The sequence below is a fragment of the Micromonospora sp. NBRC 110038 genome, from assembly GCF_020884815.1.
GTDB lineage: Bacteria > Actinomycetota > Actinomycetes > Mycobacteriales > Micromonosporaceae > Micromonospora > Micromonospora haikouensis.
Genome location: NZ_BBOL01000015.1, coordinates 13,000 through 28,482 on the forward strand (window position 1 = coordinate 13,000; position 15,483 = coordinate 28,482).

The following is a 15,483-nucleotide window of genomic DNA, read 5'->3' on the forward strand; positions in this document are numbered from 1 at the left end:
ATCCCTCATCTGGTGAAGGAGGGCGTGATGCCCACCGTAGTTCCCCCTGCCCTGATCGCTGCTGTGCCCCTGCTCGTCGGCGCGGCCCTCATCCTGATCCACTTCCGCTTTCGGCTGGCTGGGCTGCGGCACGCCTACCGGGAGACGGAAGCCGTTCTTCGGTCGGTGTTGCGGTTGCCGCCGGCCTCGGGGCGGGTGTGCGCGATCCGCTGCCCCTGGTGCTGCCAGTGGGTGAAGCCGCGTCGGTTCGACCTGCGCCGCATGTCGTGCCGCTCGTGCATCTCGACGTTGGCGCGTCCGGGGCGGGGTGGTGACCTGTGCCTCTGATCAACGTCATCCCGGGGGACAAGATCCCCATGGCGCCGATGAACGTGCGCCTTCCGGCGTGGCGGGTTCCGGGTTGGCTGCTGGTGTTCTGGTGGCTCGCCCGGGGCCTGTTCCGCCTCACCGTCCTCGCCATCCGGTACTGGTGGCTCACCGCCCCGGCCGCGCTCGCGCTGTGGATCCGCGTCGAGTTCGGGGGCCTGATCCTGACCGGCGTCGCCTTTGCCGTTGCGGCCGGTTGTGTGGGTTGGTGGCGGTGGCATCCGTCGTCATGGCTGCGCTTCGGCTGGTACCCCCTGGTCGCCCGGGTTCGGGCGTTGGTGGTGTATCGGCGGCGGTGGGCGTCGGTGATGGCCACCTGTGGGCTGGCGACGGCGTTCGCCGGTGACCGGTACGTGCCGCAACTCCTGCGGGTGCGCTGCGACCGTTACGGCGATGAGTTGACCGTCCGGCTGTTGCCGGGGCAGATTCCGGATGACTGGGGGCAGGCCGCGGAACGCCTCGCCTACGCCTTCCGCCTGCGCACCGGCCAAGCCCGCTCCACTAACCGGCCGGATCGGGTGGTGCTGCGCCTCGTGCGCCGCGATCCCCTCGCCGAGGTCGTGGGGCCGTTGCCGGTGGCTGAGGTGCCGGACTTCGACGGGCTCGCCCTCGGCGTCGACGAAGACGGGCAACCGTATCGGCTGCGGCTGGCCGGGTCGCATGTGCTGATCGCGGGGGCGACGGGGTCGGGCAAGGGGTCGGTGTTGTGGTCGCTGATCCGCTCCTTGGCCGCCGGTATCCGGTCGGGCCTGGTGGAGTTGTGGGCGTTCGATCCGAAGGGCGGGATGGAGTTGGCGGCCGGGGTGCCGCTGTTCGCCCGGTTCGCCTACGACGACCCCGACAGCATGGCCGGCGTCCTGGAAGAAGCCGTGAAGCGCATGCGGGTGCGGGCGGCCCGGCTGCGCGGAGTGACCCGCCAGCACGTGCCGACCCCGGAGGACCCGTTGCTCGTCCTGGTCGTCGACGAGCTGGCGGCGTTGACGGCGTACATCACCGATCGGAAGGTCCGCGACCGGATCAAGGAAGCCCTCGGCCTCCTCCTCTCCCAAGGCCGGGCAGTCGGCGTCCATGTCGTCGCCGCGCTCCAGGATCCGCGCAAGGACGTACTGCCGTTCCGGGACCTGTTCCCCACCCGCATCGGCCTGCGGCTGACCGAGCCCGAGCAGGTGGACATGGTCCTCGGCGACGCCGCCCGCGACCGGGGAGCCCTCTGCGACCGCATCCCCGAATCGTCGCCCGGGGTGGGGTTCGTGGTCCTCGACGGCGTCCGCGAACCCGTCCGGGTCCGCTTCGCCTACCTCACCGACGACGACATCCGGCAACTCGGCCACGACTACCGCCACCTCACCGACACCGACCAGGGGGTGAACCGGTGAAGACCAATGCAGACCGGGTGGAGGGCGTGGTCCTGGTGCTCATCGTCCTCACCGTGGGCGGACTGGCCGGCGCGGCGTCGTTCACCCACGTCCACGACTGGACCATGGCCAACTCCCCCACCGGCACCGGGGACTGGTTCGGTTGGGCCAACGCCGCCATCTCCGAACTCCTACCCCTGGCCGCGCTGCTGACCATCCGCCGTCGCCGCCGCACCGGCGGCCCGGTCGGATACCCGCTGTTCCTGCTCGTCTGCGCCGTCGCCCTGTCCCTCGCGGCGCAACTGGCGGTGGCAAAGCCGAGTCTGTCGGGCTGGCTGCTGTCGGCCGTTCCCGCCCTGGCGTTCCTCGGCCTGTCCAAGCTCGTCTTCTCGACCGCCCCGGCGGTGCCCCTCGTCGACCAGCCGACCGATGCCGCTGACTGGGGCCAGTGGGCACCCGATGACGCCGGAACTGATGACCGGCCGTCCCTGCGCCTCGTCGACGACCAGGCGGCGACCGTCGAACCGGTCCCACCGCCGTCGGTGTCGGTGCAGCGGCCGGGGCTGGTTCCCGTCCCTGCGGCGGCGTTCGCACCCCGCAACGGCACCCTGCACGGCTCGGAGCGTGACCAGTGAGCCAACAGCAACTCCTACCCACCGCGACGCCGGCCGAGGTGCAGCGGCCCCGGCCGGGGTCGCGGGCCGACCGGATGCGCAAACCCCTCGCGAAGGACGCGCTCAAGCAGCTCGCCGAGCAACACGGCGTCTGCGTCCGCCCCCTCGCCCTACGCCGCACCGACACCACCACCGGACTGACCGAGGTCGTCGAAGTCCCCTGCGGGGCCACCCTGGCGGCGAAGTGCAAGCCGTGCGCCGAGAAGGGCCGGCGGCTGCGCATCCAGCAGATCCGGGAGGGCTGGCACCTAGCCGACGAACCCGCCATCCGCCCCGACAAGCCCGGTGAAGACGTGCTCGCCCTCGTCCGGGTGCGGGCGCATCTGGAGTTCGAACGCGAAGCACTCCAGTACCAGCCGATGACCCCGGACGAGCGGGCCGCGCAGGTGGCCGAGATCGACGCCGCGATCGCGGAGCTGGACGAAGCGCTCGGCGAGACCAGCCTGCGCGGCCACCTCACTCCAAAGGACCGCGACGAGCGGCCCCGTCGCAAACGGTCCACCCGGCGGCGGCAGGACACCCCCGACCTGCCCCGGCTGCCCGTCGACCCGCGCACCGTCGGCCGCGCCTACTCCGGCAGGGCGGGCAAGACGTACCGGCCGTCGATGCTGGTCACGCTGACCCTCGGCTCACACGGCCCCGTGCACTCCCATCTGCGGCGCGGAGCCTACGTCGCACCGTGTGAGTGCGGGCAGCGACACGGTCCGCATGACGACGTCCTCGGCACCCCCGTCGACCCCACCAGCTACGACTACCGGCGGGCCGCCTTGGACGCGATCCACTTCGCCCGGGTCCTCGACCGGTGGTGGCAGAACGTCCGCCGGGCCGCCGGCTGGAACGTCCAGTACGCGGGCGCGGTGGAGCTGCAACGGCGGCTCGCCCCACACGCGCACTTCGCCATCCGGGGCACCCTCCCGCGCCGGCTGCTCAAGCAGATCGCCGCCGCCACGTATCACCAGGTGTGGTGGCCACGCTTCGATGAACTGGCCTACTCGGTGGAGAAGCCGCCGGTGTGGGACGTCGACCGACAGGCATACGTCGACCCCAAGACGCGCGACCCGCTGCCCACCTGGGGCGAGGCCCTCGACGCCCTGGAAGAACCCGACAGCCGACCCGCCTACGTGGCGCGGCTGGGGCGGATCGACGCTCGGGGCATCGAGCAGGGCACCCGCGACGCGGAGAGGTCGATCCGGTACGTGACGAAGTACGTCACGAAGGACCTGACCGACCAGGCCAAGTCCCGATCCGACGCACAGAAAGCACACTTCGACCGGCTCCACGCGGAACTGTCGATCCTGCCGTGCTCCCCAACCTGCGCCAACTGGCTGCTCTACGGGGTTCAGCCCGACGGCGTCAAGGCGGGCTTGACCCCCGGCCGGTGCACCGGGAAGGTCCACCAACGCTCCACCCTCGGCTTCACCGGCCGCCGGGTCCTCGTCTCCCGACAGTGGTCCGGCAAAACCCTCGCCGACCACCGCGCCGACAACCGCGCCTGGGTACGCGCCATCCTCGCCGGGGGCATGGCCGACGCGGAGGAGCACGACCAGGCGGTCGACGACGCGGACGGGTCAAAGCGGTACCGGTTCGAACTCGCCCGCCCCGAAGACCCCGACGTGCCACCCCTAGAACACCGCCTCCTACGGGCGATATCGGCACGCATCCGCTGGCGCGCAGACCTCGACACCGCACGCCTGCGAACAGCCGCCGTCGCGCCGGCAACCGCCGTTCCCCTCTCCCCTGCCGCTTGATCTCTGGAGAAAGGACCCCTCATGGAAAGCGAGTTGTTGACCGTTCCGGAAGTCCTCGCCGTGCTCAACGGCGTGTCGCGGCGGACCTTCTACCGCTGGCGTGAGCTGGGCGTCGCCCCGGACTGCATCAAGCTCCCCAACGGGGAACTGCGGATCGAGCGGCGCAATCTGCGGGCCTGGCTGGAACAGCACCGGGAGGCGGCGTGAAGTCGCGTGAGGTGCGGATCCGCGGCATTCAGGTCAACGCGCTGGCGGGTCGCAAGAAGTCGTACACCGTCCGGTGGTTGGTGGGGACGGGGCCGAAGTCGCGGACGTTCGCCACCCGGGCGCTGGCGGACAACTTCCGGTCTGACCTGATGCAGGCGGCGAACCGGGGCGAGGCGTTCGACGGTGACTCCGGGTTGCCGGAGTCGATGATGGCGCCGAAGGAGTCGGTGAGCTGGCTCGGGTTCGTCCGCCGCTACGTCGACATGAAATGGCCGGGCGCGGCGGCCAAGTCCCGGGAGAGCACGACGGACGCACTGGCGACCGTGACGGCCGCGCTGGTCGGCGAGGTGGCCGGGCGTCCTGATCCGGGCGTGCTGCGGCGGGCGTTGCGGGAGTGGGAGTTCCCGCCTGCTTCCCGGCAACTCGACCGGCCGGCCGATGTCGCTGCGGCGCTGCGGTGGTTGGACCGGGCTTCGCTGCCGCTGTCGGCGTTGGCGGAAGCTGCGATCGTGCGGCCGGCGTTGGACGCGCTCGGACTGACGTTGGACGGGCGGCCGGCGGCGGCGTCGACGACCAGGCGGCGACGCTCGGTCTTCTACAACGTCCTTCAGTACGCGGTAGAGCTGGAGCTGTTGGAGTTCAACCCGGTCGACAAGCTGCGAGTGCGGTCGAGCCGGCGGAAGGTGGCCGGTGAGGTGGACCGGCGCGTCGTGGTGAACATCCGCCAGGCGCGGGAGCTGCTGATCGGCGTGACGTACGTCGGCCAGCGGGGGAAGAACGGCCGGCGTGGTGAGCGCCTGGTCGCCTTCTACGCCTGCCTGTACTTCGCGGCGCTGCGGCCGAGCGAGGCGCTGGGCCTACGGGAGCGGGACTGCCATCTCCCGGCAAGGGGCTGGGGGCTGCTGACGGTGGAAAAGTCCCGTCCGGCGGCGGGGAAGCGGTACACCGACAGCGGCGAGGTCCACGACGACCGGGGGTTGAAGCACCGGGGCGAGACGGAAGCGCGGGAGGTGCCGATCCCGCCGGAGCTGGTGGCGATCCTGCGGGCGCACGTCGACCGGTTCGGGGCGGGTCCTGACGGGCGGCTGTTCCGCAGCGACCGGGGCAACGTGGTGGCGTCGTCGACGTACTCGCGGGTCTGGGAGGCGGCGCGGCGGTTGAGCCTGACCCCTGACCGGGTGGCCTCTCCTCTGGCCGGTCGCCCGTACGACCTGCGGCACGCCGGGGTGTCGCTCTGGCTCAACGCCGGGCTGCCCGCGCCGGAGGTCGCACAGCGGGCCGGTCACTCGGTGGACGTGCTGCTCAAGGTGTACGCCAAGTGCCTCGACGGGGACCGTAGCCGGATGAACGAGCGGATCGAGGCAGCGTTGCGCTGATGATCACCGGTAGCGTGGGAGAGGCCGTGGCGGACGCTGCGGCCTCTCTGCTGTTCGCGGCTTTGACCTGCGGAAACTGGCACTCCAGAGCCGTCAAGATCATTGCACGTACTCTGCACGGACGGCTACAAACGGCGGCTCAGGGTGGCATCCGGCTGCACAGGATGATCAATCGATGCGGGAACGTATCCGCTGCTCAGGTGGCGTTTCTGCTGATCTTCGAGGTGCCCCCGGCAGGATTCGAACCTGCGACACACGGTTTAGGAAACCGATGCTCTATCCCCTGAGCTACGGGGGCGCGAGGGCCTAGTCTAGCGACCTGCGGGTTCACCTGGGGTGGCAGGGAGTGGCCCACGTTCACCCACAGCACCCGGACCCCCGTTTGCCCAGCCCAGGACCACAGCTCGAGCACACGACCCCCCGTTTGCGACCACGATCGGCTGCGGTGACCCGTGTTGGCACCGGTTGACCCTGGCTGGCATCCGCTGGCGAGCACACGTCGCGCACATCATCGAAGATCATCTAGAGGGCTCCCGCTGCAGCGGGCCGGCCGGAGGTGGTCGGATCTCGCTCGACGCTCTGCCCATCGGTCGGGAGACTGGCGGTCGTGACAGCCGCAATGGTGTTCCCAAACGGTGCGTGGCAGGAGGTCAGGTTCAGCCTGTTCGTGCCGACCCTCGATTACGGCGGCAGCGCGTGGGGCCAGGATGTCCTCGATCCGTGGGTTGCTTCCCACTCGTCGGTCTTGGCCGCGTTGCGGCAGGTCGGGGAGGCGAGGATGTCCGCCGTCGCGTTGGCTCGTGAGGATCTGTGGGCGTTGTACGCGTTGAGCAGGGTGATGGAGTTGCTGATCCTGCCCGGCCAGCCGCCGGCTACCGATCCCGGCGAGCCTGCGGACTGGCTTGCGTCCTCGGCGTACGGGCGGTTCGTCGCGGCGATCGGCGGCACGTTCCCGGAGGGGGAAGGGTTCCATCCGTTCCTGCACGAGATCGTCGAGGTCGAGCCGGCGGACGATCCGCAGGCGCCGCCGGTGCTGGTCGGGCAGTGGTGGCCGGGCTGTCTGGTCGGGTCGCTGCTACTCATGCGCGGCGGCGTGAGCGTCCGCGCCGGTGCCCGCCACCTGGATCCCGCGCTGGCCTCGACCTCGACGTTGTACTGGGCGTGGCGGCGGCGCTACCGGCAGGTGGTCGACCTGTCGCACGGCTGGGGCGGCAACTCGCAGTGGCGCACCGCCTTCCGCCGTGACTACCGGCTGGCCGACCGGCTCGTCTACAACGCAGACGCCGCCATGGACCCGACGCCTCCGCATCCCGGCGGTCCGGACCCGTGCACGGACGTGGACCTGCTGCGTTACCGGTGCAGCACCCTGGCCGACCACGGCGACGACCAGTGGGTGTGGGACAGCCACCACGTCGAACCGATGGCACCCACCGCTGTACCACCTGAGTAAGCGATGGCCCGCCAGCCCGGCGACTTGTTCGCGTCGCAGAGTCGAGCGTCGTTCGTTGCGGTTGCCATCAGGCGGACCGAACGACGGTAGGACGGCTCCCAGGGCCGAGCCGCTCGGCACGCTCGGTGGCGACCACCGACTCCGCTCCGTGAGAGGCCCCACTGTGATGCTGCCTTCTACTCCCGCCGACGTGCCTGAGTACATCACCGACACGCTCCAGCCCTCAGGTGCTTGAAGAAGACCGGGGCGCCCCGGAAGGAGAACACGATGTGCGGGACCTGCGCAGCATCAGGGCATCACCGAGCGCAGGGCGGGCGTACGGCATGGTGCCCAGGCCGGCTGGTCGCCGGCCGCCGTTTCGCGACCGGGCCTGATTCCACGCGTACCGGGCTCGCGGCGACCGATCAGTACGGCTTCGCGTGGTATCACCGGGGCCGGCAAGGCGACCACGATATGGGGCTCTGGTCTGGGGCGGTGGCCGCGCGTGTCAGGTGCACCGTCACTCTGTGGCCGTGGGGGCCAGGTTGGCCGACCAGCGTTCCCCGATCCGGGCGCGCGCCAGACCGCGATGGCGACGAGCCAGGCGACGACGAACAGGCCCGTGATGCCGTAGCCGGCGTAGTCGAGGGGATGTCGGCGATCGCCGCCGGCGGACCGGAGGTGATGTTGGCCTGGCCGGCGAGGACGCCGATCAGTTCGATGGTGCCGATGATCAGGGCGACGGCGATCGAGGGAGGCGAGGGCGCCGGCTCAGGGCTGTCGGTCAGCGGCCTGCTTGAGCGTCTGTCGCAGCCCGGCGAGCGGTGGCACGCCGGAGGTCGCCGCGGCGTCGCGGTACAGCCGGCACGCCAGCGCCGGGCGCTGGCCGGGCTGCGCAAACGAATCGCGCCCGTCGGTGAAGACGCTGGACGAGCCGGTGAAGCCGAGCTGCTCGGCCTCGGCCTGGTCGCTGACGATGCGGGTGGTGAACCGCACCGTGGACAAGCCGACGTCGTCGAGCGCCCGGCGTAGCAGCACGGCGGCGGGCCCTTCGTTCGGACAGTCGGCGACTACCAGCAGTTGCACGTCCACGTACCATCATGCGCCGCCGCGAGGCTTCGGGTACGCGGCGGCCCCGCCGGAGGATCGGCGTCAGCCGGTCGGGCGGGGCGCGTACATGATGACCGCGACGCCGGCCAGGCAGATCAGCGCACCGATGACGTCCCACCGGTCCGGACGGAACTTGTCTACGACCATGCCAGCAGCACACGCCCTCCCGCCCGGTCAGGTCCGTGCGGTGGCCTCGGCTGCCGGGGGCGAGCTGCACCGCAGCCGCGTCGGCGCCGGCCGCTGCTGCCCGACAAGCGCGGTGGCGAACAGGTCATCGAACTCGGCCAGCCGCGGCGGCCGCTGCGCGGTGGGCAGGGTGCATGCCTCGGGCACCCATGACGGACCGGTTACATCGTCGTTCGTGGTCATGCCACGACGGTAAGCCTGTACCCAGGTACAGGATGCAAGCCCTTCAGGCCGACTTCGACGCCGCGCCTTCCCACCGCCCGGTGAACCGTGGCCCGGGCCACCCAAACAGCTCGGCCAGGTCCGGCACCCATCCGGGGCGAGCCAAGCAGACCGCCTCTGGGCCGCCAGCGTTGGTCGTGGCGGCCCCAGCGCGGGTCAGTTCCCCGTTGGGCGGGTCGGACAGGGCGTGGCGTCGAACACCTCGACTGGTACGCCGACCGACGCGCCGGAGGCATGTGGGCGGTGGTCACCCCCGGCGGTGTTACGGATCATCGCGTGCCGGGGGGACCGCCTGCGAGGTACGCCCACTCGCGGGCACTACCTGTGACCATACTTCGGCAATTGCCAAGTGTTTGCAACAAGGCTGTCTCGGTGGGGTGCGGGGGTACGGTCACGGGGTGACCGGGGGACTCCCCGCCGTCGTGGCCACGAGCAGGGACAGCTCACGGACCAGTTCGTCCATGCTCTGGCCGCTCTGGGCCCGGACCAGGCCCAGCGCGAGGTCGGCGAGCAGGTAGAAGCCAAGGGTGCGGGCCTGCTCGCTGGGGAACGCGGCGAGCAGTTCCTCGGCGCCGGCGGGGTCACCGCGGTGTTTGGCGGCGATGACCCCGGCGGCGCGTTGGAGCAGCTCCGCAGCGGCGGGAGTGGCTGCGCTCACCCGGTCAGATCTTCGGGCTCGTGGCGCGGGCGGCGTCGAAGCGGGCGATCACGTCGGACCAGTTGACGAGGTTCCACAGCCGGTCGACGTAGTCGGGGCGGACGTTCTTGTACTGCAGGTAGTAGGCGTGCTCCCAGGCGTCAAAGACCAGCAGCGGGGTGGTGCCCTGGCCGACGTTGCCATGGTGGTCGTAGACCTGTTCCACGATCAGCCGCTTCGACAGCGGCTCCCACGCCAGCACGCCCCAGCCGGAGCCCTGCACGCTCTTGGTGGCGGCGGACAGCTGGCCGGCGAAGGCGTCGAAGGAGCCGAAGTGCTCGTCGATGGCGGCGGCCAGTTCGCCGTCCGGTCGGTCGCCGCCGTCCGGGGACAGGTTGTTCCAGAAGATGGTGTGCAGGACGTGCCCGGACAGGTTGAACGCGTACGTCTTCTCCAGGCCGACGAGCTTGCTGAAGTCGCCCTTGTCGCGGGCCTCGGCAAGCTGCTCCAGGCCGTCGTTGGCGCCCTTGACGTACGCGGCGTGGTGCTTGTCGTGGTGCAGCTCGAGGATCTGCCCCGACATCGCCGGCTCCAGCGCGCCGTAGTCGTAGGTCAGGTCGGGCAGGGTGTAGACCGCCATCAGGATCCCTCTTTCGGTGATGCTGCCGCAGTTTCGTTGTTGCCAGTATCTTGCAACAAGACGGCGGGTGGTGGGAGGAGCCAGAGATTGATCACATCGCGGGCCGATCGGGTGGACGCGGCGCTGGAGCGGCTGCGCCGCGCCGGCCTGCGCACGACCCTGGCCCGGCGTGCGGTGCTGGACGCGCTCGGCGACGCCGCGGTCGAGCGGCGACACCTCAACGCCGGCGAGGTGCACCGGCGGCTCACCGGCCGAGGGCTGGCGGTGGAGCTGTCGACGGTGCACCGCGTCCTGGGGCAGTTGGTCGACCTCGGCGTGGCGCATGCCGTGCCGGTGGGTGGGGCGGCCACGTTCGGGTTGGCCGACCACCCGCACCATCACGCGGTGTGCGAGGGCTGCGGCGGCATGCGTCAGCTGCCGGTGCCGGCGGTGGCGGCCAGTGTCGCGGCGGCCCGGGAGGTCGGCGTCGAGATGGACGGCGGCAGCGGCGGGGTCGTCGTGTACGGGCGGTGCCCGGCGTGCCGCGCCACGACCACCTGAGCGCGCCGGCCGCGCGTACCCGACCGGCGGCCGATCCGAACGCGGAGCCGGAGCCGGTCCCCCGTGCGGCGGCGCGGCGCCCGCAGGCCTTCACCGACAGCCCCGAGTTGGTGGCGCTGGCGGTGCAGCTGGCCAACGCGCCGCCGGGGAACACCCCCGCGAAGGCAGCCGTCACGGTCGGGTGGCCGCGCCCGCGCGAGGTCGCGACGCCGGCTGATCTGCCGCTGCTGCACCAGGCGGGCCGGCAGCTCCGCGAGGTCTTCGCCCACGCCGGCGCACGCCGTGACCGCGAGGCGGTGCACGTGCTCAACCGGCTCCTGGCCCGGCACCGGCTACGGCCCGTCATCGCCGGCACCGGCCCGGCGGACCGCCACCTGCACGTCGCCGCGCCCGGCGCCACACCGGCGGCCGAGCACGTGGCCGCAGCGGTGTGGGCACTCGCGGTGTTCCTGTGCGAACAGGGCATCGACCGGTTCAAGACCTGCGCGGAACCCGGTTGCGGCACCGTGTTCCTGGACGGGACCACCAACCGCCGCCGCCGGTTCTGCTCCCCGCGCTGCGCCACCCGCGCCCACGTGCGGGCACACCGCAGCCGGCGACGGACGGTCACCCGCTGATCAGCCGGCCCGGACCAGGCCGGCGACGGTGGCCAGCGCGGCATCGGCGGTAAGACCCGGGGCGCCGCCCTGCGCGAGGCGGGCGGTGCCGCCGCCACGTCCGCCGAGCGCGGACCTCACCAGGTGTACGGCGCCGAACGCGTCCGACGTCGTCGCCGTGGTGGCGACGACCAGGCGGGTGCCGCGCTCGGCCGGTGCGGCGACGGCGACCACGCCCGGCCGGTCCTGCGGTAGCGCGGCCCGCACCAGTTCGGCGAGTTGCCGGGGGTCCTCCTCGCCGTCGGCGACGACCCCGACATAGCGGGTGACACCGACGGCCGGCGCCTCGGCGGCGAGGCGGCGGGCCCGCTGCGCGGTGAGCTCCCGGGCGAGTTGGTCGGCGCGGCGCTCGGCGGCCTTGGCGCGGCCGAGGAGCGCGACGATGCGTTCGGGTAGGTCCTCGCGCGGGGCCTGCAGCCGCGCGGCGAGTTGGGTGACGAGGTCGCGTTCCCGGGCGAGGTAGCGCAGCCCGTCGAGGCCGACAACGGCCTCGACGCGGCGGTGACCGGCGCCGACGGACGACTCGCCGGTCAGCGCGAGCAGGCCGATCTGGCTGGAGTGGGTTACGTGGGTGCCGCCGCACAGTTCCCGGGACCAGGCCCCGCCGATCTCGACGACCCGGACCTGCTCGTCGTAGGTCTCCCCGAACAGGGCCAGGGCGCCGAGTTCCCGGGCCCGGGTCAGCGGCATGACCTGCGCGGTGACCGGGAGGTCGTCACGCAGCGCCTGGTTGGCGACGTCTTCGATCTCGCTGCGGGTGGCCGGGGACAGGCCGCCGGGCCAGGCGAAGTCCAGCCGCAGGTAGCCGGGCCGGTTGTAGGAGCCGGACTGCAACGCGGTCGGGCCGAGGACCTGCCGCAGCGCGGCGTGCAGCACGTGGGTGCCGGAGTGGGCCTGTCGGGCGCCGAGGCGCCAGCTCGCGTCGACGTTCGCGGTGAGGCGGGCGCCGACCGTCAGGTGTCCGGCGGTGACGCGGACCTGGTGGGCGACGAGGCCCTTGACGGGGCGCTGCACGTCGATCACCTCGCCCGCGCCGTCGGTGCCGGTGAGGTGCCCGGCGTCGGCGGCCTGCCCGCCGGACTCGGCGTAGAACGGGGTGACGTCGAGGACCACGGTGACGATCTGCCCCTCGGTCGCGGCGGGCACAGGTTCGCCGTCGGTCAGGATCGCCACGATCGTCGATTCGGTCGTCAGGTCGGTGTAGGCACGCCAGTCCGTCAGGCCCGTCGTGTCGACGATCCGTCGGTACGCCGACACGTCGGTGTGCCCGGTCTTGCGGGCTTGCGCGTCGGCCTTGGCCCGGCTGCGCTGGTCGGCCATCAGCCGGCGGAAGCCGTCCGCGTCGACCTGCAGGCCCTGCTCGGCGGCGATCTCCAGGGTCAGGTCGATCGGGAAGCCGTACGTGTCGTGCAGCTGGAACGCCTTGTCACCGGGCAGCGCCGCCTTGCCGGCCGACTTCGTCTCGGCGATGGCGGTGTCCAGGATCGTGGTGCCGGCGCGCAGCGTGGCCAGGAACGCGTCCTCCTCGGCGTACGCGTACTGCGAGATGCGGCCGAAGTCCTCGGCCAGCTCCGGGTACGACGGCGCCATGCAGTCGCGGGCCACCGGCAGCAGCTCCGGCAGCGCCCGGTCGGCGTAGCCGAGCAGCCGCACCGCCCGGATCGCCCGGCGCATGATCCGCCGCAGGACGTAGCCGCGGCCCTCGTTCGACGGGGTCACGCCGTCGCCGATGAGCATCAGCGCAGTGCGCACGTGGTCGGCGACGACCCGCAGCCGCACGTCGTCCGGGTGCGACTCGTTGGCCGCGTGACCGGAGTGCACGCCGTAGCGCTTGCCGGTCAGCTCGGCGGCCCTGTCGAGGATCGGCTTGACCTCGTCGATCTCGTAGAGGTTGTCCACGCCCTGCAGCAGCGAGGCCATCCGCTCCAGGCCCATGCCGGTGTCGATGTTCTTCGCCGGCAGGTCACCGAGGATCGGGAAGTCCTCCTTACCGGTGCCCGGGCCGCGCTCGGACTGCATGAAGACGAGGTTCCAGAACTCCAGGTAGCGGTCCTCGTCGACCTCCGGGCCGCCCTCGCGGCCGTAGGCCGGGCCGCGGTCGTAGTACAGCTCCGAGCAGGGGCCGCACGGGCCGGGGATGCCCATCGACCAGAAGTTGTCGGCCTTGCCCCGACGCACGATCCGCTCGGCCGGCACGCCGGTGGCCCGCCAGATGTCGTACGCCTCGTCGTCGTCCAGGTAGACGGTGGCCCAGATCCGCTCCGGGTCCAGCCCGAAGCCGCCCGCCTCCACCGACTTGGTGGCCAGGTCCCAGGCCAGCGGGATCGCCCCGGACTTGAGGTAGTCACCGAAGGAGAAGTTTCCGTTCATCTGGAAGAACGTGCCGTGCCGGCTGGTCTTGCCGACCTCGTCGATGTCCGGCGTACGGATGCACTTCTGCACACTCGTCGCCCGCGCGTACGGCGGGGTCTGCTGCCCCAGGAAGTAGGGCACGAACTGCACCATGCCCGCGTTGACGAACAGCAGGTTCGGGTCGCTGATGGCGGGCAGCGGAGCCGACGGCACCACGACGTGACCGTTCGCCTCGAAGTGGGCGAGGAACCGCCACTTGATCTCCGCCGTCCGCATACCGCCCCACCCCTTACTGCAAGTCTTTGGCAATTGCATAGTATGGGCGACTGTGCAGACACCGACCGGCAGCCCACGACCCATCACCCGCTACGGCACCCCGGTGCTGCACCACCGCTGCGCCGAGGTGACCGTCTTCGACGACGCTCTCGCCCACCTCGTGGCGGACATGTTCGCCAGCATGTACACGGCGCACGGCGTCGGCCTCGCCGCCAACCAGATCGGCGTCGACGCCCGGATCTTCGTCCTCGACTGCCCCGACGCCACCGGCGCCCACACGATCGCCCACGTGATCAACCCGGTCCTGCAGCTACCCGACCAGCGGAATCTCGTCACCGACAGCGAGGGCTGCCTGTCCGTGCCCGGCCAGTACGCCGAGGTCACCCGCCCGGCCACCGCCACCGTCACCGGCGTCGACCTGCACGGCCGGCCCGTGCGCATCGACGGCACCGGCACCCTCGCCCGCTGCCTGCAACACGAGGTCGACCACCTCGACGGCCTCGCCTACGTCGACCGGCTACCCGCCAAGCTCCGCAAACAACTGCTCGCCGCCGCCGCCGAACACCCCGGCGTCGGCGTCGGCACCGGACAGAACTGAAACATGCCGGTCGTCCTCGGCATCGAAACGTCCTGCGACGAGACCGGCGTCGGCATCGTCGCCGACGGCGTCCTGCTCGGCGACGCCCTCGCCACCAGCATGGACGAACACGCCCGCTTCGGCGGCGTCGTCCCCGAGATCGCCGCCCGCGCCCACCTGCACGCCATCACCCCCATGGTCGAACACGCCCTGCAGCAGGCCGGAATCGGCTTCGCCGACATCGACGCCGTCGCCGCCACCGCCGGCCCCGGCCTCGCCACCGCCGTTCAGGTGGGCCTCGCCGCCGGCAAGGCCTACGCCCTCACCCTCGGCGTCCCCCTCTACGGCGTGCACCACCTCGCCGGCCACGCCGCCGTCGACATCCTCGACCACGGCCCCCTCCCCCAGCGCAGCATCGCCCTCATCGTCTCCGGCGGGCACACCTCGCTCCTGATCCTCGGTGACCTCGCCCGCGACCCCGTCATCCACCTCGGCGACACCGCCGACGACGCCGCCGGCGAAGCCTTCGACAAGGTCGCCCGCCTGCTCGGCCTGCCCTACCCCGGTGGCCCCGCCATCGACCGGGCCGCCCGCGAAGGTGACCCCACGGCAATCGCCTTTCCGCGCCCGATGACCGGACCGCAGGACCCGCCGTACCGATTCTCGTTCTCCGGCCTGAAGACCGCCGTCGCCCGCTGGACCGAACGCCACTGCGGGCCGCTACCTGTGGCCGACATCGCCGCGTCGTTCCAGGAAGCCGTCGCCGACATACTTACCCGCAAGGCCGTCGCCGCGTGCCGCGACCACCACGTCGACACGCTTCTGCTCGTCGGCGGCGTCGCCGCCAACAGTCGCGTACGCGCCCTCGCCGAACAGCGCTGCGCTGCCGTCGGTATCACCCTGCGCGTCCCCGCGCCGCGACTCTGCACCGACAACGGCGCCATGATCGCCGCCATCGGCGGTCTTCTCGTGCGCGCCGGCATCCCCCCGTCACCGCTGACCCTGGGCGCCGACCCCAGCGCCCGGCTGACTCATGCCACCATCGGCAAGGACCTGCGCTGACTGTCCACACGGGCCCTCCGGACACGCGAGACACCGCTCACCAGGCTACAGAACGAACGAAGACTCCTTC

General features: G+C 71.6%; 16 protein-coding genes, 1 tRNA gene and 1 pseudogene. 11 read left to right on the forward strand and 7 right to left on the reverse strand.

The window, feature by feature from the left end:
* Window positions 1–27 precede the first annotated feature (27 nt).
* Genes LPU61_RS31200 through LPU61_RS31225 form a run of 6 tightly spaced genes read left to right on the forward strand, consistent with a single transcriptional unit; the run spans window position 28 to window position 5,726 of the window.
* The gene (locus LPU61_RS31200; RefSeq protein ID WP_229406947.1) at window positions 28–327 is read left to right on the forward strand and encodes a hypothetical protein; all 300 of its coding nucleotides are present in this window, start codon (window positions 28–30) and stop codon (window positions 325–327) included.
* On the forward strand, window positions 318–1,742 hold the full coding sequence (locus LPU61_RS31205) for an FtsK/SpoIIIE domain-containing protein (protein ID WP_229406948.1): 1,425 nt from the start codon (window positions 318–320) through the stop codon (window positions 1,740–1,742). The genes LPU61_RS31200 and LPU61_RS31205 overlap by 10 nt, the downstream gene beginning before the upstream one ends.
* Window positions 1,739–2,356: a DUF2637 domain-containing protein gene (locus tag LPU61_RS31210; protein WP_229406949.1), complete on the forward strand. Its 618-nt coding sequence runs from the start codon at window positions 1,739–1,741 to the stop codon at window positions 2,354–2,356. The genes LPU61_RS31205 and LPU61_RS31210 overlap by 4 nt, the downstream gene beginning before the upstream one ends.
* Window positions 2,353–4,143 carry a replication initiator gene (locus tag LPU61_RS31215; protein WP_229406950.1) on the forward strand — a complete coding sequence of 597 codons (1,791 nt, stop codon included), beginning with the start codon at window positions 2,353–2,355 and terminating at the stop codon, window positions 4,141–4,143. The genes LPU61_RS31210 and LPU61_RS31215 overlap by 4 nt, the downstream gene beginning before the upstream one ends.
* A 21-nt stretch (window positions 4,144–4,164) precedes the next feature.
* Window positions 4,165–4,350: an AlpA family transcriptional regulator gene (locus tag LPU61_RS31220; protein WP_043961699.1), complete on the forward strand. Its 186-nt coding sequence runs from the start codon at window positions 4,165–4,167 to the stop codon at window positions 4,348–4,350.
* On the forward strand, window positions 4,347–5,726 hold the full coding sequence (locus LPU61_RS31225) for a tyrosine-type recombinase/integrase (RefSeq protein WP_229406951.1): 1,380 nt from the start codon (window positions 4,347–4,349) through the stop codon (window positions 5,724–5,726). The genes LPU61_RS31220 and LPU61_RS31225 overlap by 4 nt, the downstream gene beginning before the upstream one ends.
* A 225-nt stretch (window positions 5,727–5,951) precedes the next feature.
* Here LPU61_RS31225 and LPU61_RS31230 read toward each other — a convergent pair.
* Window positions 5,952–6,024 (reverse strand) — tRNA-Arg (locus tag LPU61_RS31230).
* A gap of 480 nt (window positions 6,025–6,504) precedes the next feature.
* On the opposite strand from LPU61_RS31230, the gene LPU61_RS31235 reads away from it, so the two are divergent.
* Window positions 6,505–7,176 (forward strand): hypothetical protein, encoded by a 672-nt coding sequence (locus LPU61_RS31235; RefSeq protein WP_229406952.1) that lies wholly within the window; start codon window positions 6,505–6,507, stop codon window positions 7,174–7,176.
* A gap of 750 nt (window positions 7,177–7,926) precedes the next feature.
* Here LPU61_RS31235 and LPU61_RS31240 read toward each other — a convergent pair.
* From LPU61_RS31240 to LPU61_RS31255, 5 genes and pseudogenes are all read right to left on the reverse strand, one after another.
* On the reverse strand, window positions 7,927–8,247 hold the full coding sequence (locus LPU61_RS31240; RefSeq protein ID WP_229406953.1) for a hypothetical protein: 321 nt from the start codon (window positions 8,245–8,247) through the stop codon (window positions 7,927–7,929).
* Between the two features lie 60 nt (window positions 8,248–8,307).
* Window positions 8,308–8,421 (reverse strand): annotated as a pseudogene (locus LPU61_RS31550) (hypothetical protein); the annotation flags it as partial.
* An 18-nt stretch (window positions 8,422–8,439) separates the two neighbouring features.
* On the reverse strand, window positions 8,440–8,634 hold the full coding sequence (locus LPU61_RS31245; protein ID WP_229406954.1) for a hypothetical protein: 195 nt from the start codon (window positions 8,632–8,634) through the stop codon (window positions 8,440–8,442).
* A 430-nt stretch (window positions 8,635–9,064) separates the two neighbouring features.
* On the reverse strand, window positions 9,065–9,331 hold the full coding sequence (locus LPU61_RS31250) for a superoxide dismutase (protein WP_229406955.1): 267 nt from the start codon (window positions 9,329–9,331) through the stop codon (window positions 9,065–9,067).
* Window positions 9,332–9,335: 4 nt separating this feature from the next.
* Window positions 9,336–9,950: a superoxide dismutase gene (locus LPU61_RS31255; protein ID WP_229406956.1), complete on the reverse strand. Its 615-nt coding sequence runs from the start codon at window positions 9,948–9,950 to the stop codon at window positions 9,336–9,338.
* 87 nt (window positions 9,951–10,037) lie between these two features.
* Between LPU61_RS31255 and LPU61_RS31260 the strand changes: the two genes are divergently transcribed.
* The gene (locus LPU61_RS31260) at window positions 10,038–10,490 is read left to right on the forward strand and encodes a Fur family transcriptional regulator (RefSeq protein ID WP_229406957.1); all 453 of its coding nucleotides are present in this window, start codon (window positions 10,038–10,040) and stop codon (window positions 10,488–10,490) included.
* Window positions 10,469–11,107, forward strand: coding sequence for a CGNR zinc finger domain-containing protein (locus LPU61_RS31265; protein ID WP_229406958.1), 639 nt, complete (start codon window positions 10,469–10,471; stop codon window positions 11,105–11,107). Before LPU61_RS31260 ends, LPU61_RS31265 begins: the two co-directional genes overlap by 22 nt.
* Here the strand turns inward: LPU61_RS31265 and alaS are convergent, their stop codons facing one another.
* A complete protein-coding gene (alaS, locus tag LPU61_RS31270) occupies window positions 11,108–13,774 on the reverse strand; it encodes an alanine--tRNA ligase (protein ID WP_229406959.1) in 2,667 nt (888 codons plus the stop codon). It lies immediately after the preceding gene.
* Window positions 13,775–13,826: 52 nt separating this feature from the next.
* On the opposite strand from alaS, the gene def reads away from it, so the two are divergent.
* Together def and tsaD are read left to right on the forward strand one after the other, a co-directional pair.
* Entirely contained in the window at window positions 13,827–14,372 is a 546-nt protein-coding gene (gene def / locus LPU61_RS31275) for a peptide deformylase (protein ID WP_229406960.1), read from the forward strand.
* A 3-nt stretch (window positions 14,373–14,375) separates the two neighbouring features.
* Complete coding sequence (gene tsaD, locus LPU61_RS31280; RefSeq protein WP_229406961.1) at window positions 14,376–15,413, forward strand: tRNA (adenosine(37)-N6)-threonylcarbamoyltransferase complex transferase subunit TsaD; 1,038 nt, start codon at window positions 14,376–14,378, stop codon at window positions 15,411–15,413.
* Window positions 15,414–15,483 lie beyond the last annotated feature (70 nt).